This window comes from Streptomyces hygroscopicus (assembly GCF_026168105.1).
GTDB lineage: Bacteria > Actinomycetota > Actinomycetes > Streptomycetales > Streptomycetaceae > Streptomyces > Streptomyces hygroscopicus_D.
Genome location: NZ_LBMW01000036.1, coordinates 39,228 through 62,459 on the forward strand (window position 1 = coordinate 39,228; position 23,232 = coordinate 62,459).

The window sequence follows — 23,232 nt, forward strand, 5'->3', positions numbered from 1 at the left end:
GCCCTGGACATCGGCCGCCCGCCCGAGCACGACCTGCGCGTGTTCATGAAACGACCTCCTGACCATCGGCGTCCCGACGAGGCCGGGGGCCGGACCGAGGTCATGCGAACAGAGGAAGGGGATTCAGATCCTCGTAGCGGACCGGCCTCTCCCGCAGCCCGAGCCGCACCGGAACCTCGTACAGTCTTCCGGGCGCAAAGCGTGCCCAGAAGTGCCGCAGTCCGGGCACCACGACTTTGACCACGGGCAGGCCCGCGTCCGGCCTGGTCTGGTCGAGGACGAGCAGTTCCATGCCGTGCCGGGCCAGCAGCGAGGACGCCTCCCCCACGTCCTCGAGCAGGTCGGTGCGAGCAAAGTGACGGAATTGCCCGGGAGTTCGGGCGGTTTCGCCCGGATCCGGCAGCAGATACGGCTGGTTGTGCACCGTCGCCCTGGTCCACCAGGCCAGGATGTCCGGATCGTCCACCTGATAGCCCCCCTTGCCGTCGGTGTGGGGGAGCAGCTGTCCCATCTCGGTGACCGCCCGCCGCAGCGCCAGTCGAGGATCGAAGTGCGCCCCGAAGCCGAAGGCGATCTCCTCGGACGGCCCGTCGGTGCGCCGGGAGAGTGCCACCACCACCGGGATGCCGAGGTCCGAGGTGAGGTCCAGTGCCCACAGCTCGCGGCCGAGCCGCGCGTAGGTCCCCCGCAGTCCGGCGAGCCAGGGTTCGTCGAAGGTGTCCAGGTCGAGTGCCGGATACCGGGTGCAGTTGTACCACCACAGGGCGACGGCGTCCCGCTCCACCAGTTCCAGGAAGCCCTGGACCACCGCGTCCTCCAGGCTGCTGCCGGCGGCGTTGCCGTTGGAGTCGGCGCGCGGCAGTCCGGGGGGCGGAGGACAGCTGAAGTAGAGCATCGAGGTGGGCAGCAGACGCTGTCTGCCCGTGGTGAGGGAGTGCACCGGGGTCCAGTCCACCGCGCGGCGCGGATCGAAGGGCGCGCACACCCAGTGGAAGGCCGAGTGACCGGCGTTCCAGCGGTCGCGGTCGAGGAACTGCCGCTCGTGGAAGAGCTGGCAGGCGTTGGGGTGGACGGCCGTGTCGCCCAGTTCCTCCAGCGAGGCGCGGATGACCGGTTCGTCGCCCTGCCGGGTCGCGGAGAAGCGTTCCACCGCCTCGCAGAGCGCGCTCACCTCCGCCTCTTCCGCGGTCACCCCCTTGCCGCCGCTCAGCCGTCTGAGCCCGCCGCGCACCTCGGCCAGGGTGTGGCCCGCCAGCGCCAGATTATGGCCGGACAGTCGGCTGTTGATGCCCTCGGGGGCGTGCGGATCAGGCGTGATCCCCGCGACAATGCCGGTCACGGAGTCGGCCAAATGGCCGTAGAGTTCGAGTACCTGACGTGGTGTCATTAATCTGTGGTTGGCTCCGGTGCCCGTCGCCTTCGGCCGGGACACCAGCCGTGGGGGCCGCTCGACCTGCCGGGCGACCAGCGAAGGGTCCCCGCACTCCGGGCACTGCGGACGGCGGGTGACCGGGTGGTGCCCGGACCTCAGGGTGCAGGTGTCCAGCGTGTACACGCAGCGCTGGTTGTCGTGCCGCACCCCCGCGATCCACTTGGCCGCCTCCAGCACGGCCGCCTGCAGACCCAGCGCCCGCCCCGCGGCCAGCGACGCCTCCGGCACGCTGAGCGGCGCCGCCGCTCCCACGGCCCGGCACACCGCCTCCTCCGCTGCGCGGTGCGCGCGCAGCCGGTGCGTCAGACACGACCAGCAGGGCCCGTCGCCCGGTGTGAACACCGGACCCAGCCAGGTCTCCGCGCCGCGGGGCTTGGCCAGCAACCAGGGGCGCCCGGCCGCCCGCATCCGCTGTTCGATCTCGGCGAGTTCGGGTGCGATGTAGTCGTCGCACAGCACCAGCGCCAACCCTGCACCGGTTGCGTCTTCGCTGACGACGACCGTGAGTCCCACGGTCCGGCAGGCATCGATGGCGGCGGCCGGGTCGCCCTGCCCCACGACCACCAACTCGACCGGGGTACGGGCGATGCTGGCGGTGGCGGCGGCGGCGTCGCCGAGCAGATCCCAGTAGGCCCGGGAGGCCGCGTCCGCCGTGTCGTGCACGCTCGGCTCCTGGTAGCCGATGAGGTTGGCCCTGGCCAGCTCTCCCACGAGTCGCCCTGCCTCCGAGACAGGCATCCGGACGGCCGCCTCGCGCAGCAGGCGGGGCAGGGTCCGGGAGCCGTCCAGGAGGGGGGCGAGGGCCGTGACGTGCGGTCCGCGCAGGACCGTCACGTCACGGCCGGAGAGCAGGCAGACGGCGGCGTCGCCGATCGCCTGGACCCTCAGATGGTGCTTGAACCCCACCGTCGGGGCTCCAGGAGCTGCAGTCCCGCTCAGCATCGCCCAGCCGCAGCCGCGACCGGTTCCTCGGGGCTCGCGATGCACCAGGTGGGAATGGCCAACGAGTCCGTCGCCGGGCGGCTCAGGTCCTCGATGACCACGATCTTGCCGACGGGCGCCGACGGAACGGGCGACACTCCGAACTCGGCCAGGACGGTCGCCGGGCTGGTGTCGAGTCGCCGGGCCAGGTCCGGCTCCAGGCCGGAACGCGCGGCGAGTTCTGCGAAGCGGAGTTCTTCGTCGGTGAGGTCGACAGCGACGGGCACCGGACGTGCGCTGATGGTGTCCATGATCAGGCCCCCTAATACGGTTCAGACTCGCGTTCGGCAGTCGAGCGGGTGCTCGATGGCTTGTTGGCTGCGTGAGATTCTGAGCGCGCTTCGGCGTGACGAGGGAGTGCGGCCTTCACAGGGTGACCGTGAAATTTTCATGATTGCGTTCGTGCGTTGCTCACTGGGCGGCCGGCCGCCCCGGGTGTGAATCTGATCGGCATGCTCCGGGTGAACGTTCCCCGGTCTGGGTCCGTGGGATGCGACTCGAAAGGGGAGAGCACGCAATGGACATCAAGGTACTTGGCCCGCTTACGGCTCATGAGCACGGTGTCTCGGTGGTGCCCAGCGCGGCCAAGCCCCGGCAGATACTGGCCCTGCTCGCCCTGCAGGCCGACCACGTCGTCACCGTACCGACGCTGATGACGGAGATCTGGGGAGAGCGGATTCCGCGCAGCGCTTCAACGACGTTGCAGACATACATTCTTCAACTACGCCGCAAGATCACGGCTGCGCTGGCCGGACAGCCCGCACGGGACGCCAAGGACGTGCTGGTCACCCAGTTCGGCGGCTATCTGCTGCGGGTGCAGCCCGGAACCGTCGACGCCCAGGAGTTCGAGCAGCTCGTGGCAGGCGGCCGGGCGGCCTTCGATGCCGCCGACTACCACACCGCCTCCCGGCTGCTGTCCCGGTCCCTGGCCCTGTGGCAGGGGCCCGCGCTGGTCGACGTACGGGCCGGCAGCATCCTGGAACTCGAGGTGCTGCGCCTGGAGGAGAATCGTATGGCCGCGCTCGAGCGGCGAATAGACGCCGATCTGCGCCTGGGCCGGCATGGCGAAGTGGTGCCGGAACTCAGCGTACTGACGGCCCGTCACCCGATGCACGAGCGGTTCTGCGCCCAGCTCATGCTGGCCCTGCACCGGTCCGGAGGTTCCTGGCGGGCGCTGGAGGCCTACCAGCGGCTGCGCGGAGCCCTGGTCACCGAGCTCGGCCTCGAGCCGTCGCCGTCCCTGCAGCAGCTCCACCAGGCGGTGCTCTCCGGCGACATGGTGCCGGACCTGCAGACGGCCGGGGTCGACTGACCCGGCGCCGCCGGGCCGGACCGGCCCGGCACCGACTGCCGGCTTCCAGCCTGTCTTCAGCCCCTTTCGAGGTGCCGTTCCTACGTTCGGGCGATGACGACCTTCGACGAACTCCTCGCCACGACGCCCCGGCTCGATCTGCGCCGGTCGACCGCGGAGCTGCGCCATCTGAAGGAAGAGATGAGCCGGGGACCCGACCCGGACGCCACCCGACGCCAGCACGCCAAGGGCAAGCTCACCGTCCGGGAGCGGCTGGACCTGCTCTTCGACCCGGGCACCTTCACCGAGATCGAGCCGCTGCGCCGGCACCGGGCCAGCGCCTTCGGCATGGAGGACCGCAAGCCGCACGGGGACGGTGTGGTGATCGGCTGGGGTGAGATACACGGCCGGACTGTCTTCGCCTACGCCCACGACTTCCGTGTCTTCGGCGGCGCACTGGGCGAGGCGCACGCCGCCAAGATCCACAAGATCATGGACCTTGCGCTGTCCGCGGGTGCGCCGCTCGTAGGCCTGAACGACGGAGCCGGCGCGCGCATCCAGGAGGGCGTCACCGCGCTCGCCGGCTACGGCGGCATCTTCCAGCGCAACACCAAGGCGTCCGGCGTCATCCCGCAGATCAGCGTGATGCTCGGCCCCTGCGCGGGCGGCGCGGCCTACAGCCCCGCGCTGACGGACTTCGTCTTCATGGTCCGCGAGACCTCGCAGATGTTCCTCACCGGCCCGGACGTGGTCAAGGCCGTGACCGGCGAGCAGATCTCCCAGAACGGGCTGGGCGGCGCGGACGTGCACGCGGGTGTCTCCGGGGTCGCCGGTTTCGCCTACGACGACGAGGCCGAGTGCCTGGAGGACGTCCGCTACCTGCTGTCGCTGCTGCCGGCGAACAACCGGGAGCTCCCGCCGGAGGTGGCCGGTGCCGACCCGGCCGACCGGCGCACCGACGCGCTGACCTCCCTGGTGCCCGCCGATCCGGTCCAGGCCTACGACATGCACGACGTCATCGAGGAGATCGTCGACGACGGCGAGTTCTTCGAGGTGCACGAGGGCTGGGCGCGCAACGTGGTGTGCGGCTTCGCGCGCCTGGGCGGTCAGACTGTGGGCTTCGTCGCCAACCAGCCCGCCGTGCTGGCGGGCGTGCTGGACATCCATGCCTCCGAGAAGGCCGCCCGCTTCGTCTCCACCTGCGACTCCTTCAACGTCCCCCTGGTGACACTGGTGGACGTGCCGGGCTTCCTGCCCGGAGTGGACCAGGAGCACGGCGGTGTCATCCGGCACGGCGCGAAGCTGCTGTACGCCTACTGCAACGCCAGCGTCCCGCGGATCTCACTCGTGCTGCGCAAGGCATACGGCGGCGCGTACATCGTGATGGACTCCCGCTCGATCGGGGCCGACCTGTCCTTCGCATGGCCCACCAACGAGATCGCGGTGATGGGAGCGGAGGGGGCTGCGAATGTCATTTTCCGACGCGAGATCGCCTCAGCCGCCGACCCGGAGGCGACACGGGCCCGGCTGGTCAAGGAGTACCAGGCCGAACTGATGCATCCGTACTACGCCGCGGAGCGCGGGCTCGTGGACGACGTCATCGATCCCGGCGACACCCGCCGGGTGCTGGTGCGCGCGCTGGCCATGCTGCGGGGCAAACACGCCGTGCTGCCGGAGCGCAAGCACGGCAACGTGCCGCTGTGAGCCGGACCGCGGGCCGCTCCCGCGCGACGGCGCCATGCGAGTGACCGCATTCCCGGGTGCACCCGACCCGGACCGACCCGAACCGACCCGGACCGCCCGGACCGCCCGGACCGCCCGGACCGCCGGGACCGCCGGGACCGACCCGGACCGCCCGGACCGCCGGGACCGACCGCCCGGACCGCCCGGACCGACCCGGACCGCCCGGACCGCCGGGACCGCCGGGACCGACCGCCCGGACCGACCCGGACCGCCCGGACCGCCGGGACCGCCCGGACCGCCCGGACCGACCCGCAACGCTAGGCCGTCCCGCAACGCTAGGCCGTCCCGCTCCGGCTCGTGACCCCGCACGGCGGGGGTCCGGGCGCCGTCGTGCGGCAGCAGCCGTCACGGCCTACGCCCTCCCGCCGGCGGTCCGGACGCCGGCGGGGGACCGGGCACTCCGTACGCCGCTGCGCAGGCGTACGCCGGAAGCCGTTGCCCAGCTGCCTTTCACCCGGCAGTTGCGAAGTCCTGGGTCCAGTAGCTGTTGGGCTGTGCGAGTCCGACGCCGATCTCCTTGAACCCGCAGTCGAGGATGTTCGCCTTGTGGCCGGGGCTGGACATCCAGCCCGCCATGACCTGCTCGGGAGTGGCGTAACCGTAGGCGATGTTCTCGCCGTAGCTGCTCCAGTTGTAGCCGGCCCGCGTGATCCGGTCGCCGGGGGAGGACCCGTCGGACCCGGTGTGCGACATGTTCTGGTGGGCCGCCATGTCGTCGCTGTGCGCCTGCGCGGCCTTGGTCAGGATGGCGTTCAGCGTCACGGCCGGGCAACCGACCTTGCTGCGCTCGGCGTTGACGAGTTGCACGATGCGGGCGGCGAAACCGGACGCGGTGGCGGTGGGCTTCGGGGCGCTCGGCGCTGCCGGGGCCGCGGGGGCGGCGGTAGTGGGCCGGGGAGCCGTGGCCTTCGCGGTGCTCGAAGGCGCCGTGGCCGGAGGCTTCGGCGCGGTGGTCTTCGGAGTGCTCGTCGAGGGGCTCGGAGTTTTCGATGCCGCCGGACTGGGCCCGTCGGCGTGGCCGCCGTTCCAGTTCCGGTCCCAGGCGTCGTTCCACCACCCGTTGGCCGCGTGCTTCCCGGCGCTGCGGTAGTGATGTCCTGCGCTGTCCCGCCAGTCGGTACAGGCAAGGGCGACGGACGGCACACCCACCGCGCCCACGGTGACGGCAGCGATGACTATCCGCCGGTAGTGATTCCTTTTGCGATGAATTCCCATGCGTGACCTCACTCGGTAATCGCCGAGCGCCCTGGTGCGGCTGACTCTGCGCGGAATCGGCCCCTGAACTGCGGAGACGTCCTGCGAGTCGTCATTCTTGGGACGGCTTCACACAAGCGCAAAGGGCGGTCACTACTACCCTGCTTCGTAGGTTTGAGCGGCTCTTGCCATGAGGGCGGTGGCGTGCTGGTCCGGCTGTCGCGGCCGTTGCGGAATTCTGTTTCCTCGTCAGAAACCGTTGGTCTTCCCAGAACGGGCGACAGCGCCGAGTGCGTGGGAATGCCGACGGGCCTGGGGGGATTTGCACCTATAACAAGACGGACAAATCCCATATGTCACCAGAGGGCTATCTACTATTCGGCACGCCTAATCCCCGGAGGTGGTGTGACGGATGTCACGGAACCGTGATTTCCGGGCCCGTCCGGCCCTCCGGCATCGCTCATCGGACAGGACCGCGGCACGCCCGGCGGATCGAGCCAGCGCATCAGCGCGTCGCCCATCACCAGATCCCTGTCCCGGCCGCGCAGAAAGTCCAGCTCCTCGGTGAAGAGCGTCACGGCCTGCTCGTACGGGCAGGGCAGCCGGGTCCAGTCCGAGCCCCAGAACATGCGGTGAGGGCCGAACGCGTCGAAGACGCGGCGCAAGGGCTCGTGCAGGCCGGGGAAGGGGTAGGCGTCCGTCGTGTGGCAGGGCAGCGCCGACGCCTTCACCGCCACATGGGGATGACGGGCCAGGGCGAGCAGGCCGTCGAGTCCGGCGAACGCCGTCTCGTCACGGGCCCCGAGGGGCAGACATAGGTGGTCGAGGACCAGCCGCAGTCCCGGGTGTGCGGCGGCCACGCGGTCCAACGCGCCGGTCAGGCCCGGCGCGTACACCATCACCGGCAGCCCGGCGCCCTCGACGGCGGCCCAGAACCCGTCCAGGCGGCCGGCGGTGAACAGCTCGCGCCAGGGGGGCCGGTGCAGTGTGAGGCGCACACCCAGGACACCGGGCCGCCCGATCAGCTCGTCCAGTCCCCGGGCCCACCGGCCGTCGTGCACGGCCACCCTGCCCATCACCGAGAAGCGGCCGGGACAGGCATCGGCGGCTGCCAGCACCACGTCGTTGTGGTCGCCCTCCCACGACGGCGGGACGAGCACCGCGCGATCCACCCCCGCCTCGTCCATGACGGTCAGCAACTCCTCGACGGTGGGCGGCACTTCACGGTGGGCGGGCCCCGCGCCGGGTGGCCACGGCCGCGTCGGCCGGTCGCTCTGCCACAGATGAGCCTGAGCGTCGACGATCACGCTGCGGGGCCCGACAGCCTGGTCTCCAGCGCGGCGAGCACGGCGCTCGCCGACGCCGTCGTGCCGACCGCCTCGCGGTGGCCCACCAGGTCGTACGTCAGCGACTCGCCCTTCAGGAGTACGTCTCGCACGGCGTGGTCGATGCCGTCCGCGGTGCCCGACAGGAGCCTGTCGCGATGGCGGGCGCCCAGCCAGCGCAACAGCTCCGCCACCGCGAGCAGCATCGCCATGGGGTTGACCCGGTCCCTCCCCGCGTGCGCCGGGGCCGATCCGTGGATCGGTTCGAACATGCCGTGCCGGTCACCGATGTTGCATCCCACCGCCATGCCGAGCCCGCCCTGCAGGACCGCGGCGAGCTCCGTGAGGATGTCGCCGAACATATTCGTCGTGACCACGACGTCACAGTGCTCGGGGCGCCGCATCAGACGGTAGGCGAACGCGTCCACGAGCACCACCTCCCGCTCCACCTCCGGATAGTCGGCGCCCACCTCCTCGAAGACCTCCTGGAAGAGCCGGCAGCCGTGCAGCACGTTGTCCTTGCCGACACAGGTGACCCGGCGGCGCCCGTCCTCCGGTGCGCCCCCGCGCCGCAGCGCCGTCTCGAAGGCCAGCCGGACGACCCGTTCGGACGCGGCGCGGGTGACGATCCTGCTGTCGGTGGCGACCTGCGCGATGCCGCCGGGCGCCAGGGTGCCGCCGGCGCCCGCGTAAAGATCCTCCGTGTTCTCCCGGACGAACACCATGTCGACCTGGTCCGGCTCCCACACCTGGCGCAGCGTTCCCGACACCATTTGCCGTATGCCGGGCAGGAGTCTGACCGGGCGGACGTTGGCGTACAGATCGAGGCGCTGACGGTTGCCGACAATCGCGGACCATCCGGCGAGCCGGCCGTCCGCGCGCAGCAGTGTGCCCCGCCCGTCGGAACGCGGCAGCCCCACCGCGCCCAGCAGGATCGCGTCGGCCCTCTCGCAGACCGCCTCGGAACCCTCCGGCCAGTCCACGCCGTGGCGCACATAGTGCTCTGCTCCGCACGGCACCTCGTCGATGTGCAGGGGTACACCGATGAGTCGCTCGACCGCCTCCAGGAGCCGCCTGGCCTGTACGGCGACGTCGACTCCGATGCCGTCTCCGGGAAGCAGTGCGATGCGGTAGCCGGCCGGCGGCCGTGCGGAGCCCGGGGCGCTCATCGGCCCGCTCCCGCCGCAGTGCTGAGATCCTCGTCCAGACCGGTCCCGGACAGCCAGTCGAAGGGCCGGTACACGGCATGACCGGTGCCCATGCCCTCGGCGATCAGCTCGCGCAGCCGGTTGGAGGCGAAGCCCCCGATGACGTTCATCGGGGCGTCCCGGTACAGACGCTCCACGGGATGCCCCGGCTGCAGGGCCCGCGCGCCGTGGATCTGGAGGGCGCTCTGGGTGGCGGCGACCGCCAGCTCAGTGGCGTATGCCTTGAGCATGGCGATCTCGTCCCGCGCGGACCGGCCCGCGGCCCGGTGCCACGCCACCCGCTGGGCCAGCAGCCGTGCCGCGTCGATCTCCGTCCGCAGCCGGGCGAGTTGGGCCTGCACGCCCTCCATGTGGCCGAGCGGCCTGCCGAAGGAGACATGGCTGCGCGCATGCGTGACGCACGCGCGCAGTGCCGCCTCGGCGATGGCGATGGAGGAGACGGAGATGAACAGCCAGCCCCATGCCATGCCCTCGGCGAACTCCGCGTACGGCACCGGAACGACGTCGTGCGGCGCGACATGGGCCCGGTCGAAGCGCAAGCCGCCCCACGGCATGGCCCGCAGCCCCATGTGATCCATCGGGTAGCGCTCCACACCAGGCTGGCCGAGATCGACGAAGGCGAAGCACCAGCCGTGGCCGTCACGGTCGACGCGCTCGTCGAGCCGGGCGAGAACCACGGCGAGATCACCGGTCGGGGCGTTGGTGATGCGCGCCTTCTCGCCGCTGATGACCAGGCCGCCGTCCCTGCCCTTCGAGACGGTCGTGCGGTACGTGCCCGCGTCGCTGCCCGCCGTCCGCTCGACCACGGCGAAGGCACCCAGTTTCCGTCCGGACAGCAGCGCTTCGAGCAGCGGCCGGTGGGTGGCGAGCTCTCCGTAGCGGTGGATGAGCTTTCCGCACAGCAGCGTGGACATCGTGGCCGACCAGTAGGTGGAGGGACAGGCCAGAGCCAGACTCTCCATGGCCGCGACCTGGGACACCCCGTCGACGGCCGTGCCACCGACGGCCACCGGATGGAAGACGCGGAGGTACCCGCTGTCGACGACGTCCGGCCAGTTGGGTGCGGGCAGTTGGCCACTCAGGTCCGCGTCGCTCGCGCGGGCGGCGATGCCGGCGAAGCGCCGGGGGAACTCCGAGACGTTCACTGGTCGGCCTCCGGGAATCGGTCCGCCGGGGACAGGGCGAGCAGGGGACCCGCGATGACCGGCTGCAGCACGTCGGGCTCGCCGCCCACCCCGGCGAAGAACGCGGCGTCGCGCTGGGCCCGGAGTACCGGGTGTCCCTCGGCGAGAGCATCCGGGCCGTGCAGTACGGCCGCCGACTCGGCCACCGACTGCGCGGCACCGGCGGTGAACAGCCGTAGGGTGGCGGTGTGCTGGGAAGGGACCGGCCCCGGTCCGTCGAGCAGGGAGGCCACGCGCTGGACGAGGCCGACACACAGCTCGAGGCGCGTGCGCATGTCGGCGAGCCGGGCGCGCACCGCCTGGGAGTGGCCGAGCGGCGCGCCGAACAGCCTGCGCTGTCCGGCGAGCGCCGCCGCACGACGGACAAGGGAACGCATCGCCCCTAGCCAGACCGCCGATGAGAACACCCGCTCGTGCGCGGCGAGGAGGGGGACGGCCTGGACGGCGGGTCCCAGCGCGGCGCCGGGGCCCAAGCGGCAATCGGTGAAGACGAGTTCGCCCCAGGTGCAGGTGGGCAGCGCGGCCGGGCCCCGGCCCACGACGACGGTGAGTCCGGGTGTGTCCCGGTCGACGAGGTAGGCGTGGTCACCGGCGACGACCACGAAGTGGTGGGCGACCGCCGCGTTCACCACGAGGCGTTTGGTGCCGGTCAGCAGGGCGCCGCCGCCGTCGGCGGGGGTGGCGGTCGCCGTGGCGGGCAACGCGCCACCGAGCGTGTCGAGCAGGGAGATCCCCAAGAGCCACTCACCGGAGGCCGCAGCGGGCAGCAGCCCTCGCCGCAGTGTCCCGGGCGCGAGCCGGTGGACCACGGCGGCGCACAGAAGTCCGTTGGCGACGGCCGCCAGCGCCGTCCCCGGATCCTCCGAACCGTGGGCGTAGCCGTCGAGGAGCGCCGTGGTCTGCAGCGCGGTGAGCCCGCGGCCGCCGTGTGAGGGCGGCAGGAGTGCGCCGCCGGAGAGCCCGATCTCGGCCAGGCCGGCGAACAGCTGGGGGTCCCAGTGTCCGGACCGGTCGCGCTCCGCGGTGCTCGGCGCGACCTTGAGCGCGCCATAGGCGTGCGCCTCGGACCGGAGCCGCTCCAACGAGTCGAGTGACTCGAACAGCGTGGTGAGAGAGGGAAGTTCGGTGAGACTGAGCGCGTCGAGGGGGACGTGATCCATGGATGCTCCTCCCGGTCGGGAGGCGTCGCGGTGCGGGCGGTGCGGCGACTTCTCGTTGATGTACTGCGCCTCGAAGCCGGACTTCGCGAGAGCCTCCAGACCGAGGGCGATCCGCTGGACCCGGGCGCGCACGGTCTCGGGGCCCACCGGGTCGTGCGGGTGGGACTGGGCGCTCGCTCCCATCTTGAGCATCATGGGCGCACAGATCTGCACCAGTTCGGGCACCTCGTAGAAGCGGAGGAAGCCACCCTTGGTGCCGTAGACGTCGACGGGCACGTCGATCAGGAGGTCCGGGGCGGCCCTGCGGATCTCCTGCAGGACCGCCAGGCCGAGGTCGTGAGTGGTGGTGACGCTGTTCGCGCCGTTCTCGGCGTAGACCTTGGCGGTGAAGGGGTTGGAGACGATGCAGTGCGAGGACGACTTGATCATGAGGTCGCCGGGCAGGACCCCCGCCGCGCGCATGTCGGAGAGCATGCGGATGACCCCCAGGTCGTACGAGATGAGCCCGCGACAGCCCATCTCCGTGAGGCGGATCGCTTCTTCCGCGCTGACCGCGAGGGCGTCGTTGTTGTTGACCCGACGGCCTTGGGAGGCGCCGAACCCGCCGCGGTAGAAGGCCGCCTTGCGGTCGTACTCCGGCCGGGGACCCAGGGCGAAGACCATGCCCACCCCGTTCTGGTGGCAGAGTTCGAGCATGTCGCGTATCTCGGAGTCGGACAGCAGGAACGCCCCGAGCGTTTCGTTGAAGCGGGTGACCGGTACGCCCTCCTCCCGCAGTCCGGCGAGGGTCAGCTCAAGGACCTTGAGGTTGTTCACGACCGGGACCTCGACCCCGTAGTGCCCGCCGCCCTCGAACTCGAGGCTGGACGGACGGAGTTCGATCTCGTCGCTGTAGGGCAGGTCCTGTCCCCGCAGCCAGTCGCGGGCGCGTGACGCGCCCCTGATGATCTCAGGTGTTGCGACAGCAGTACTCATACGTGGTCACCTTCTCGAATGGCGATGTGTGTCAGCTGCCGTACAGGTGGCGGGAGCCGGGGCGGGCGACGGGGCTCAGGAGGCCAGCCGGTCCCCGAGCGCGAGCGCCGTGTGGTCGATCAGCCGCCGCGCGGCGGCCGCGTCCATGGGCCGGGGCCAGAACAGACACCGGTCCACTCCCGCCCGCGCATATTCGTCCACGTCCTCGAGCCGGCCGCCGAACAGCGTCACCGGGATCGGCTCGTCGGATCCGGGCCTGCGGACCGTACGCCGGAAGCGGTCGATCTCCTCGAGAACCCCGGGCCGCAGCATGGGGATCCACTCGTCCCCGTACGCAACCACGCGCTCGGCGACCCGAGGGCCGTTCCCGGCGACGAGGATCGGCGGATGCGGATGCCGTACGGGCTTGGGCCAGGAGGTGACGGCCTCGAAGTCGACGAACTTCCCGTGGTACGAGGCCACGTCCTCGGTCCAGACCTCCCGCATCGCCAGCACCCGCTCGCGCATCACCGCCCAGCGGTCTCGAGGGTCGACACCGTGGTGCCGCAGCTCCTGGAAGATCCACCCGGGCCCGACGCCGAAGTTCATCCGGCCCTCGGAGAGCACGTCGAGCGTGGCCACCGCCTTCGCGGTCACCAACGGCTCCCGCTCCGTCACCAGGGCGACCGCGGTGCCCAGTTGGAGCGCTTCGGTGGTCTGCGCCGCGGCGGCCAGTGCGACGAAGCAGTCCATCCCGTTGCGGAACTCGTCGGGCAGGCCCGCCACGTCGAAGACCTCGGGCGTGTGCGCCGGGATGTGGGTGTGGTCGGGGAAGAAGAGCGACTCGAAGCCGCGTTCCTCGAGCAGCGCGGCGAGCGCGCCCGGCCGGATCGAACCGGCCGTGGGAAACATGATGAATCCGTACCGCACGATGTGCGTCCCTCCACGGGGTTCAGCGGCCGACGGTGACGACTACCTTGCCGAGTCTCGCCTCGGTCTCCAGGTAGGCGTGCGCGGCCACGATCTGAGCGAGGTCGAAGGTGCGGTCGATCAGGGGACGCAGCCGGCCGGAGGCCAGCGCCGGGGTGAGGAAGTCAGCCGCCGCGCGCAGCCGGTTCGGGTCCCTGGTGGTCTCGAAGACCGTGTACGAGCGCATGGTCAGCGCCTGCATGGTCTCCGCCCCGGGGAACGGAGTGGGATCGCCGCTCAGAGTGCCGTGCACCACGATCGTGCCGTCGGCGGCGGTGGCCCGGGCGAGCTCCCGCACGCCCGGTCCGGCGACGGCGTCAAGGACGAACTCGGCGCCGCGCCCGCCGGTCTCGGCGAGGACGGCGGAGACCAGGTCCTCCTCGCCGGGGACGATGACGCGCGCCGCCCCGGCGGCGAGGAGTTCCGCACGCCGGTCCGCGCTGCGGACGACCGCGAGTGGTCGCGCACCGACCAGGCGGGCCAACTGGATGGCCGCCACCCCGACGCTGCTGGCGGCGGCAGTGATCACCACGGTGTGCCCGGACCCCATGCCGCCGCGCTCGATCAGAGCACCGTAGCCCGTCAGATACTGCATCCACGCCGCGGCCGAGACCACCGGATCGAGACCGTTCGGCCTGGCCAGCACAGCGTTCACGGGGACGATGGCCAGCTCTCCGTACACGCCGTAGCGGTTCTGCGAGAACGCCGGTACGACATTCACGGGCTGGCCGGGCCCTACCTGGTCGACCTGCGGGCCCGCCGCGTCGACGACGCCCGCGGCCTCGTATCCGAGCACGGCGGGGAAAGCACGCGGCTGCTCGATGTAGGTGCCGCGGCGGAAGTTCACCTCTGCCCGGTTCAGGCCGATCGCCTGCACCCGTACCCGCACCTCGCCGGGTCCGGGCTGCTGCGGCTCCAGGTCTTCCAGCCGGAGCACCTCGGGCCCGCCGAGGCGGTGGAACCGGACTCTGAGCGCCATGGCCATCCAACTCCCGTGTCTGGTAGCGGCCTTGGAGCAAGGGAAGAAAGCCGGCAGCCACGGTGGGGTCACCGTGGCTTCCCTCGCGTCGGGCAACAAACCTAGAAACGTCAACTCTCCCCTGGCGAGTACGTACCGATAAGTGCGTACCTCACCGGAAGGAGAGCCGTACGGAGCCGCTCCGGGCAGGTTGGACCGGATGCACTGGACGGGCTGGACGGACCGGGTGGACTGCGTGCACTGGGTGGAACGGCTAGGAGGTGGTCCGCTGTTCGTCGTAGCCGTCGCGCGCGGCCAGGACCTCGTCCATGTGTGTCTCGGCCCAGTCCTTGATGGCCAGGATGACGGGCATGAGGCTCTCGCCCAGCGGGGTCAGCTGATAGTCGACGCGGACCGGTACCGAGGGGGTGACCGTGCGGGTGACCAGGCCGTCCCGCTCCAGCGTGCGCAGGGTCTGGGTGAGCATCTTCTGGCTGATGCCCGCGACGGTGGCGCCGAGCTCGCCGTAGCGGTGCGAACCGTCGGCGAGTGCGGCGAGCACCAGGCCGATCCACTTGTCGCTGATCGTGGCGAAGAGTTGGCGTGTGGGGCACTGGGCGACAAACGCGTTGTACGCCGTCTTGGCCTTCTCGCGCCGCTGAGCTGCGCTCATGGTGGCCATGGCACTCCTTGTGGTGGGGTACGCACCTTTCGGTACGTACTCGCCAAGAGAGAGTTGAGCTTCCTAGGTTAGTTGCACGCGCCGAGGAAGCAACGGGCCCGTTCACAACCTTCCGGCGACGAAGTCAGCCACACGGTCGCAATGCAGAAGCAGAAGCAGGAGCAGTCATGCGTGCAGTCGCTGTCAGTAAGTTCGGTGGACCGGAGGCCCTGCGGGTGATCGACGCCCCGAAGCCGGAGCCGGGAGAGGGCGAGGTGCGGGTCAAGGTCCTCGCCAGTCCGGTCAACCCGGTCGACGTCTTCATCCGTTCCGGTGCGCTGGCCGATCTGCTGCCCGAGAGCGAGTATTACGTCCCGGGCGTGGACGTCGCCGGCGAGGTGGACCTCGTGGGTCCTGGAGTGAGCGGGTTCGCGGTGGGGCAGCAGGTGGTCGCCCTGGTCCCCTGGTTCGTCAACCAGGCGGGCACCTACGCCGAATACGTGGTCGTGCCGGCCGACGCCCTGGCGGCCGCGCCGCACAAGGCCGATGCGGCCGCCGCCTCCACGCTCCCGCTGAACGGGATCACGGCGTCGCTCACCCTTGACGTGGTGGAGCCCGCCGCGGGCAGGACCATCCTGGTGACCGGGGCCGCGGGCGGTGTGGGCGGCTACGCGGTGCAGCTGGCCGCCGGCCGGGGAGCCACAGTCATCGCGGTCGCGGGACCGGACGACGACGCGGCGGTGCGCTCGCTCGGTGCCCGTCATGTCGTGGCCCGGGGCGAGGACGTGGCCGACAAGGTGAAGGCGCTGGCTCCCGAGGGGGTCGACGGTGTGGTGGACGCCGCGTCGCTGGGTGCGGCGGTGCTCCCCGCGGTGCGTGACGGCGGCCGTTTCGCGGCCGTGCTCGGCCCCGCGGCACCGGAGGCCGAGCGGGGCATCACGGTCGAGACGGTGCAGCAGGGCCCAGACGGCAAGCGGCTCGCCGCGCTGGTGTCCGAGGTCGACGCGGGGCGGCTGACGCTGCGGGTCGCCGAGAAGTTCGCACTGGCCGACGCCGCCGCCGCGCACGAGCGCTTCGGCAAGGGCGGGGTGCGCGGCCGCCTGGTCCTGCTGCCCTGAATCGTCCCTCCCTGGTCCGCATTCCGAATCCGGAGTGCGGACCAGGTCACGGGGCCGCCGTGTCATTCCCCCGCTGACCGGTGGCCTCGTGGCCGCCTTCCGCGGGTTCGGTGATTCCGGTTTCTTCGCTGACGGTTGCTCAGGTTTCGTAACGTGATTTCTTCATTCCTTGGTTATTGTCTAAAGAGTGTTGCGGAAGTTTTGTTGATGTTCTTCGGCGGCCAGGCGAGCGGCTTCCAGGAGTGCCCGGCTCAGCTCGGAATTCGGATCCCGGACGGCGAGAGAAGTGCGCGCCCGTAGTGGCGGTTCCGCCGGTAGGTATGTCACGAGGCTGCTCGGATTGGCCTGCACCGAACCTTCGTAGAAGATTCCCCATGTGGGGTCCCCGACGCCGATCTCGGCGAGCGTGTTCTGCACCGTGGTGAAGGGTTTGCCGAGCAACGGCTCGAACCCGGCAGCCTGGCAGAAGCCCAGGATCAGGTCGTAGAAGGCCGGGTTGTCGGCCCGGCTCACCAGGCGCAGCGGCAGATCCTTGAGCTCTCCCAGCCGGAGCGCCGGCCGGCTCGCGGCGGCGTGCCCGGCAGGCAGTACGACGACGAGCCGCTCCCACCAGACCGTGCTGAGCGTGAGGTCGCGGTGCTCCTGGTATATGCGGACGAAGGTGGCGTCGAGAGTGCGGTCGCGCACCTGCTGCAGCCGCAGCCACGACGGCGCCTCGTGCAGTTCGACACGGAGGTCGGGCCAGTGCTCGGCGAGATGGGCGAGCACGGAGTCGAGCCGTGTGCCGAGCCCGTCCGCCGTGCCCAGCCGCAGCAGCTTGCCGGCGCCCGCGCCTTCGTTGCGCGCGATCTCCAGTGCGCGGTCCGCGGCGGCCAGCAGGGCGCGCGCCTCCGGGAGCAGGCGCAGCCCGGTGCCGGTCAGGCTGACGGGCCGGGTGGTGCGGTCGAAGAGCGCGGCGCCCACCTCCCGCTCCAGGCGCTGGATCTGCAGGGTGACGGTCGGCTGCACGATACGAAGTCGCTCACTGGCCCTCCGGAAGCTCGACTCCTCCGCCACTGTGACGAAACACCTGAGCTGCCTCAATTCCACGTCGGTGCCCCCCGTATGCTGCGATCGTGAATCGCTATCGAGTCGATAGTACATTCACTGTTGGACAGATGATGCTTCTCCTGTTGACTATTCGAGCGGCAGCCGAATCCGGTCAATTTGTTAATAGCCTGTGAACGGCCGCCGTCCCTGGTTTCGGTACGCGATGCCGCGTGTCCCGGGTTTCTGTATGCGCCACCTAATTCTGCGTCCGCCCGCCGTACGCCCGTGGCTGTATGAGGAGAGAGCAGACATGACTGCCCGTACTAGGCGAGACACGAAGAACCACAAGAGCGGAAGTCAATATTCCTCGGTCCGGTCCTCCGGGGTCCGGTCCTCCGGTCGATCCTCCGGCCCTGACGCCATCGCCGTGATCGGAATGAGCTGCCGGGTCCCGGGGGCACACGGGGTCGACGACTTCTGGAACCTTCTGTCCGAAGGCGTCGACGCGGTCCAGGACATCCCCGCAGACCGCTTCGACGTGGACGGCCTGCACAACCCAACTCCCGGAACACCGGGGGCGATCATCAGCCGCCGCGGCGGATTCCTGGAGAACATCGACCAGTTCGACGCCGGTTTCTTCGGTATATCGCCCCGCGAGGCCGACTCCATGGACCCGCAGCAGCGTCTTCTCCTGGAGTGCGCCTGGGAGGCGCTCGAGGACGCCGGTGTCCCCCAGCGGCGGGGCGCCGGCCACAACACGGGAGTGTTCGTCGGGGCCGACAGCTCCAACTACTGGGAGCTGCAGCACCGCGACAACCCCGACATCTACGGGGTGCTGGGCGGGGGCGCGCGCTCAGGACTGTCCGGACGGCTCTCGTTCGCCCTCGACGCGCGCGGCCCCAGCGTCACGCTCGACGCGGCCTGCGCCTCCTCCCTGGTCGCCGTGCACATGGCTTGCCAGAGCCTGCGCGCAGGTGAGTCCGGCATGGCCATCGCGGCCGGTGTCCATATGATCCTCGCCCCTTGGGAGAGCATCGCGTTCTCGGCCGCCGGGATGCTGTCCGAGGACGGCCGCTGCGGCTTCGGGGACGCGTCGGCGAACGGCTTCGTGCGCAGCGAGGCGGTCGGGGTCGTCGTGCTCAAGCCGCTGGAGCGAGCGCTCGCCGACGGAGACCCGGTCCGCGCCGTCATCCGGGGCAGCGCGACCTCCAACGACGGAGTGGGCAGCGGCCTTCTGATGTCGCCGGCGGTGGACGGCCAGATCCGGATGCTCAGCCGTGCCTACGCCGACGCCGGGATCAGCCCCGGTGACGTGGACTTCGTGGAGGCGCACGGCACCGGCACCCAGGCCGGCGACCCGGTGGAGCTCACCGCCCTGGACCAGGTTCTTTCCCAGGGGCGCCGCAAGGGGAGCAAGGCCTGGGTCGGTTCGGCCAAGACCAACATCGGTCACGCCGAGGCGGCGGCCGGAGTGATCGGCCTCATCAAGGCCGTGCTCTCCATGCAGCACCGTACGGTCCCCGCGGTCCTGCACCACCACCATCCCAATCCGAAGATCCCGTGGGACGACCTCGCCCTCGCCGTGCCCCGCATCGGGCAGCCACTTGACGAGGACCGCCAACTCATCGCCGGGGTGAGCGCGTTCGGGGTGACGGGCACCAACGCCCATGTTGTTCTCACCACCCCCGAACCGCGGCCGGAGCCCGGAGTGCTCCTCGCCGACGAGGCGGTCGCCGAGCAGGGGGACGCCCACGTCCTCGTGCTCTCCGCCCGCTCCGCCGACGCGCTGCGCGACCTGGTCCGCTTCTACCTCGCCTATCTCGGGCCCGGCGGACCGGGGCGCGAGCACGCACTGCGGGACATCTGCTACACCGCCGCCCAGCGGCGCACCCACCACGAGTACCGCCTTGCTGTCGTGGGGGACGGCCACGACACGATCGCCGACGCCTTGCGCTCGTCGCTGCACAACGGCCCCGAGGTACGGGCCGCCGTACGCCCCGGCATCGCCTTCGTCTTCCCCGGGCAGGGCTCCCAGTGGAGCGGTATGGGCCGTGAACTGCTCGAGGTGTCACCGGCGTTCAGGGCCGCGATCCACCGCTGCGACGACGCGATCCGCGCCGAGGCGGGCTGGTCCCTCCTGGAGAAGCTGGCGGATCCGGACACCGTGTGGGAGGGCATCGACCTGGTGCAGCCCGCGCTGTGGGCCATGGAGGTCGCCCTCGCGGAGACCTGGAAGGCGTGGGGCGTCGAGCCCTCGACGGTCATCGGGCACAGCATGGGCGAGGCGGCCGCGGCCTGTGTGGCCGGGGCGCTCAGCCTGGAGGACGGCGCAGCGGTGATCTGCCGGCGCAGCAGGCTGATGAAGCGGGTGGCCGGCAACGGCGCCATGGCGGTGGTCGAACTGGACGCCGGGCGGGCCGCGGCACTGGCGGCGGAGACGCACGGCGTCTCGGTCGCGGCGTTCAACAGCCCCGGAAGCACGGTGCTCGCCGGGAACGCCGCGGAACTCGACTCCATCAGGGAGCGGCTCGAGGCGCAGGAGATCTTCTGCCGTCTCGTCCACGTGGATGTGGCCTCGCACAGCGCGCAGGTCGATCCGCTGCTCGACGACCTCAAGGCCGAACTGGCTCCCCTGGCACCGCGCACGGTCACGACGGCGCTGCACTCCACCGTGCTCGACGAGCGCGTCGACGGCCGGGAACTGGACGCCTCCTACTGGGTTCGCAACCTGCGCGAGCCCGTGCGCTTCGTCCAGGCGGTCGAGGCCGTACGTGCCACCACCGCCACGGCGTTCGTCGAGATCAGCCCGCACCCGGTCCTCGGCCACTCCGTGCAGGAGACCGTCCGCGACTCCACCTCCAGTGCCCACACCTCGCTGCGCAGGAAGCAGCCCGAGCGAGAGGCCATGCTCACCACCTGGGCCCGCCTGTACGAACTCGGCGCCGCCGTCGACCCCAGCGGCCTCTATCCCGGCGGACGGTACGTCGCGCTGCCGCAGTACCCGTGGCAGCGCGAGCGCTACTGGATCGCGGGTGAGACGGCCGCACCGAGCCCCTCCGCGACGATCCTGGAACTCGACCCGAGCGCCGAGCGCTATCTCGTCGAGCACCGGATCAGGGGGGTGGCCGTGGTGCCGGGCACCGCCCTGATCGACGCCGTGCGCACCGCGTGGGCCCGGCAGTACGGCACGGGGCCCGTCCTGCTCGAGGACGTCTTCTTCAGCGAAGGGCTGACCGTCCAGGAGTCCTTGCCCGTACGGCTGCGCATCACCCTCGCTCCGGACGCCGCGGGCGAGGCCCGCAGCGCCCGGTTCGCCGTCGCCTCCCAGCCGTTGACCGGTACGCCGGAAGGTCACTGGACCACGCACTGCACGGGCCGGGTCCGCGAAGCCGGGGCGGCGGCGCCTGCCGGGGAAGGGCTCGACGCCGTGCGGCGGCGCTGCGTCACCGAGTGGGAGCCGGCCGGCTTCTACCGGGCGGCCGCCGGGGCCGGCGCCGACTGGGGACCCGCGAACCAGGCGGTGCGCACGCTGTGGACCGGCACGGGAGAGGCTCTCGCGCTGGTGCGCCTGCCCGACGGACTCCCGCTGGGGCGGGACGCCGTGCACCCCGCCCTCCTGGAAGCCGCCGCGCAGCCGCTGCTCGCCGTGCTGGAGGCGACGGCACCGTTCGTCGCGACCTCCATCGACCAGGTCCACCTGGTCCGTGACGCCGCCGAGGTGTGGAGCCACGCCCGGATCCGCGCCGCGGACCCGGACGGCACCGTCGTGGCCGACGTGGTGCTCCTCGACGAGGGGCACCACGTCGTCGCCCGGATGGAAGGTCTGCGACTGCTTCTGCTGGGGACCCCGGCAGGCCCCGCCGTCCCGAAGGACGACGCGGCGCCGTCCTACCGGTCCACTCCTGCCCGACCCGGGGCGGCGGGTGCCCCGCACCACATCACCGAGCCCGAGGGAGTACCCATCGTGGAGATCACCGGAGAGATACACATCCGCGACGCGCAGCAGCGTCTCGTCGTCGAACTCAGCGGAAGCCTGCGCGTAGGTACCCCGGCCGCGCAGCCGGGCCCGGGGGCGCCGGCCGCGACCATGGGCGTGACGCAGCAGCCCGCCGCCCCGGCCGGCGGCCAGGCACCCGCCCTCACCGCCGCGCCCCCGGCGGAGACCGACGCCCTCACCCGGATCGCGCCGCCCGTGCGCACCACCCCCTTCGCAGCGCCGACCGCACCCGAGGCGGCCCCCTCCCTGAACGGCAGCGGCGGTACCCGCCAGGCGGTGCAGACCCGGCCCGCCGCCGCGCCCGCCCCGGCGGCGGGCACCGCCGAGGAGCCCACGACCGCACCCGGGGAGCAGATCCTCGCCGAGGTGTCCCGGGTGCTGCGGCTGCCCGTGAGCCGCCTCGAGACGTCCCGGTCCCTCACCGACCAGGGCCTGGACTCGCTCATGGCGCTGGAACTGAAGAACCGTCTGCAGCAGGCCTCCGGAGGCTCAGTGACGGTACGTCAGATTCTTGACGCCGAATCGGTCGACGCCCTTGTGCGCGACCTCACGGCGGAGGGGAAGACCCAGCCGTGACCGAAGCGGCGGTGCGGCAGGGGCGGGGCCTGTTCGTCGGGGTGCTCATCGGTGTCCAGTTCATGGTGTCCCTCGACGCGACGATCGTGAACGTCGCCCTCCCCTCCGTCCAAAAGGATCTCGGTATGACACCGGCGTCCCTCGGCTGGGTCGTCAACGCCTACGCGCTCTCCTTCGGCGGGCTGCTGCTGCTCGGCGCCCGCCTCGGGGACACCCTCGGACGCAGGCGCGTACTGGTGGCGGGCGCCGTGGTGTTCGCCCTGTCCTCCCTGGGGTGCGGCCTCGCCGCCGGGCCGGGGCAGCTGCTGGCCGCACGGGCCGTCCAGGGATGCGGCGCGGCTCTCATGTCGCCCGTCGCCATGGCCATCGTCATCGCCACCCTGGACGGCCGCGAACGGCACCGGGCCCTCGGCCTGTGGGGCGCGATGTCGGGCCTGGCAGGCGGACTCGGCATGCTGGCCGGGGGAGTGCTCGGCCTGTTCTCCTGGCGCTGGAACTTCCTGGTCAATGTGCCGATCTGCGCGGCGCTGGTACCGCTGGCGCTGCGCCGGGTCCCGGAGAGCAGGGTGGCGCGCGCCGGCCGCCCGGACGTGCTGGGCGCGCTGCTGAGCACCGCCGGTCTCGCGCTCCTGGTGTTCGCGGTCGTCCGGACCAGGGAGGTGGGCTGGGGCGCGCCGGCCGCGCTCGTACCGCTGGCACTCGCGGCGGCACTGCTGACCGGCTTCGTCCTGTGGCAACGACGGGCCTTGGACCCGATCGTGCCGCTGAGGATCTTTCGGCTGCGTACCGTGTCCGTCGGCAACGCGGTCACCGCCCTCACCGGCGGCGCCGGGCAGGTGACGTACTTCTTCGTCACGGTCTACGCCCAACAGGTCCTCGGCTTCTCCTCGTTGGCTTCGGGTCTGGTCTTCCTGCCGATCAGCGCCGCTATCTTCCTGACCTCCACCAGAGCCTCCGGCCTGATCCAGTTGATGGGGCTGAGGCACAGTCTGATGGCCGGACTGGCGCTGTCGGCGGTGTCCCTGGTCTGGCTCGCCCGCACACCGCCCGACGGCAGCTACGCCCGCGATCTGCTCATCCCTTCCGTGCTGTGGGGTCTGGGCTGGGGGCTCGCCCAGGCCGCCTCGTTCATCACCCCCGCCCGCGGCGTCGAAGCCGAGCTCGCGGGCACCGCATCGGGCCTCATCGCGACCACGTACCGGGTCGGCGGGGCCGCCTGCCTGGCGGTCATGATCACGATCGCCTCCGGACGGGCGGGCGAGCGCGGCACCGCCGTCCTCTCGGCACCGGCTATGGGGCACGCCCTGCTCGGCGGCGCCGCGGTCTGTCTGCTCGGTCTGCTGCTGACCTCGCTGCTGCCCCGCGATACCGACGACGCCCCCCAGGCCGCGCCCGTCACCGGCGCCGCCACCACGAGTCAGTCACGCCGGCTGTGACAGTCCGTGCGACGGA

General features: G+C 71.3%; 16 protein-coding genes. 5 read left to right on the top strand and 11 right to left on the bottom strand.

The genetic code is table 11. The features are described from left to right. Positions 1–100: 100 nt before the first annotated feature. Complete coding sequence (locus AAW14_RS28470) at positions 101–2,374, bottom strand: TOMM precursor leader peptide-binding protein (RefSeq protein ID WP_265566852.1); 2,274 nt, start codon at positions 2,372–2,374, stop codon at positions 101–103. Then, entirely contained in the window at positions 2,368–2,664 is a 297-nt protein-coding gene (locus AAW14_RS28475) for a hypothetical protein (protein ID WP_265566854.1), read from the bottom strand. Before AAW14_RS28475 ends, AAW14_RS28470 begins: the two co-directional genes overlap by 7 nt. A 266-nt stretch (positions 2,665–2,930) precedes the next feature. Here AAW14_RS28475 and AAW14_RS28480 point away from each other — a divergent pair, with 266 nt between their 5' ends. Together AAW14_RS28480 and AAW14_RS28485 are read left to right on the top strand one after the other, a co-directional pair. Further along, positions 2,931–3,725, top strand: a complete 795-nt coding sequence (locus tag AAW14_RS28480) for an AfsR/SARP family transcriptional regulator (protein ID WP_265566856.1) — start codon at positions 2,931–2,933, stop codon at positions 3,723–3,725. 93 nt (positions 3,726–3,818) lie between these two features. Then, the gene (locus tag AAW14_RS28485; protein ID WP_265566858.1) at positions 3,819–5,408 is read left to right on the top strand and encodes an acyl-CoA carboxylase subunit beta; all 1,590 of its coding nucleotides are present in this window, start codon (positions 3,819–3,821) and stop codon (positions 5,406–5,408) included. Between the two features lie 489 nt (positions 5,409–5,897). On the opposite strand, the gene AAW14_RS28490 is transcribed toward AAW14_RS28485, so the two are convergent. From AAW14_RS28490 to AAW14_RS28525, 8 genes are all read right to left on the bottom strand, one after another. Then, positions 5,898–6,662 (bottom strand): CAP domain-containing protein, encoded by a 765-nt coding sequence (locus AAW14_RS28490; protein WP_265566859.1) that lies wholly within the window; start codon positions 6,660–6,662, stop codon positions 5,898–5,900. A 353-nt stretch (positions 6,663–7,015) separates the two neighbouring features. Then, positions 7,016–7,948 (bottom strand): amidohydrolase family protein, encoded by a 933-nt coding sequence (locus AAW14_RS28495; RefSeq protein WP_265566860.1) that lies wholly within the window; start codon positions 7,946–7,948, stop codon positions 7,016–7,018. Further along, positions 7,945–9,135: an isocitrate/isopropylmalate dehydrogenase family protein gene (locus AAW14_RS28500; protein WP_265566862.1), complete on the bottom strand. Its 1,191-nt coding sequence runs from the start codon at positions 9,133–9,135 to the stop codon at positions 7,945–7,947. The genes AAW14_RS28495 and AAW14_RS28500 overlap by 4 nt, the downstream gene beginning before the upstream one ends. Next, positions 9,132–10,319, bottom strand: coding sequence for an acyl-CoA dehydrogenase family protein (locus tag AAW14_RS28505; RefSeq protein ID WP_265566863.1), 1,188 nt, complete (start codon positions 10,317–10,319; stop codon positions 9,132–9,134). Before AAW14_RS28505 ends, AAW14_RS28500 begins: the two co-directional genes overlap by 4 nt. Next, positions 10,316–12,493, bottom strand: coding sequence for an acyl-CoA dehydrogenase family protein (locus AAW14_RS28510; RefSeq protein WP_265566865.1), 2,178 nt, complete (start codon positions 12,491–12,493; stop codon positions 10,316–10,318). Before AAW14_RS28510 ends, AAW14_RS28505 begins: the two co-directional genes overlap by 4 nt. A gap of 75 nt (positions 12,494–12,568) precedes the next feature. Further along, the gene (locus AAW14_RS28515) at positions 12,569–13,384 is read right to left on the bottom strand and encodes an LLM class F420-dependent oxidoreductase (RefSeq protein WP_265566866.1); all 816 of its coding nucleotides are present in this window, start codon (positions 13,382–13,384) and stop codon (positions 12,569–12,571) included. A gap of 40 nt (positions 13,385–13,424) precedes the next feature. Next, positions 13,425–14,420 (bottom strand): zinc-dependent alcohol dehydrogenase family protein, encoded by a 996-nt coding sequence (locus AAW14_RS28520; RefSeq protein ID WP_265566867.1) that lies wholly within the window; start codon positions 14,418–14,420, stop codon positions 13,425–13,427. 253 nt (positions 14,421–14,673) lie between these two features. Then, positions 14,674–15,081, bottom strand: a complete 408-nt coding sequence (locus AAW14_RS28525; RefSeq protein WP_265566869.1) for a winged helix-turn-helix transcriptional regulator — start codon at positions 15,079–15,081, stop codon at positions 14,674–14,676. Positions 15,082–15,248: 167 nt separating this feature from the next. Here AAW14_RS28525 and AAW14_RS28530 point away from each other — a divergent pair, with 167 nt between their 5' ends. Further along, on the top strand, positions 15,249–16,178 hold the full coding sequence (locus AAW14_RS28530; protein WP_265566870.1) for an NADP-dependent oxidoreductase: 930 nt from the start codon (positions 15,249–15,251) through the stop codon (positions 16,176–16,178). Between the two features lie 180 nt (positions 16,179–16,358). On the opposite strand, the gene AAW14_RS28535 is transcribed toward AAW14_RS28530, so the two are convergent. Then, on the bottom strand, positions 16,359–17,321 hold the full coding sequence (locus tag AAW14_RS28535) for a LysR family transcriptional regulator (protein ID WP_265566872.1): 963 nt from the start codon (positions 17,319–17,321) through the stop codon (positions 16,359–16,361). Between the two features lie 313 nt (positions 17,322–17,634). Between AAW14_RS28535 and AAW14_RS28540 the strand changes: the two genes are divergently transcribed. Both AAW14_RS28540 and AAW14_RS28545 read left to right on the top strand, forming a co-directional pair. Then, positions 17,635–21,780, top strand: coding sequence for a type I polyketide synthase (locus tag AAW14_RS28540; protein WP_265566873.1), 4,146 nt, complete (start codon positions 17,635–17,637; stop codon positions 21,778–21,780). Next, complete coding sequence (locus AAW14_RS28545) at positions 21,777–23,216, top strand: MFS transporter (RefSeq protein ID WP_265566874.1); 1,440 nt, start codon at positions 21,777–21,779, stop codon at positions 23,214–23,216. Before AAW14_RS28540 ends, AAW14_RS28545 begins: the two co-directional genes overlap by 4 nt. Positions 23,217–23,232 lie beyond the last annotated feature (16 nt).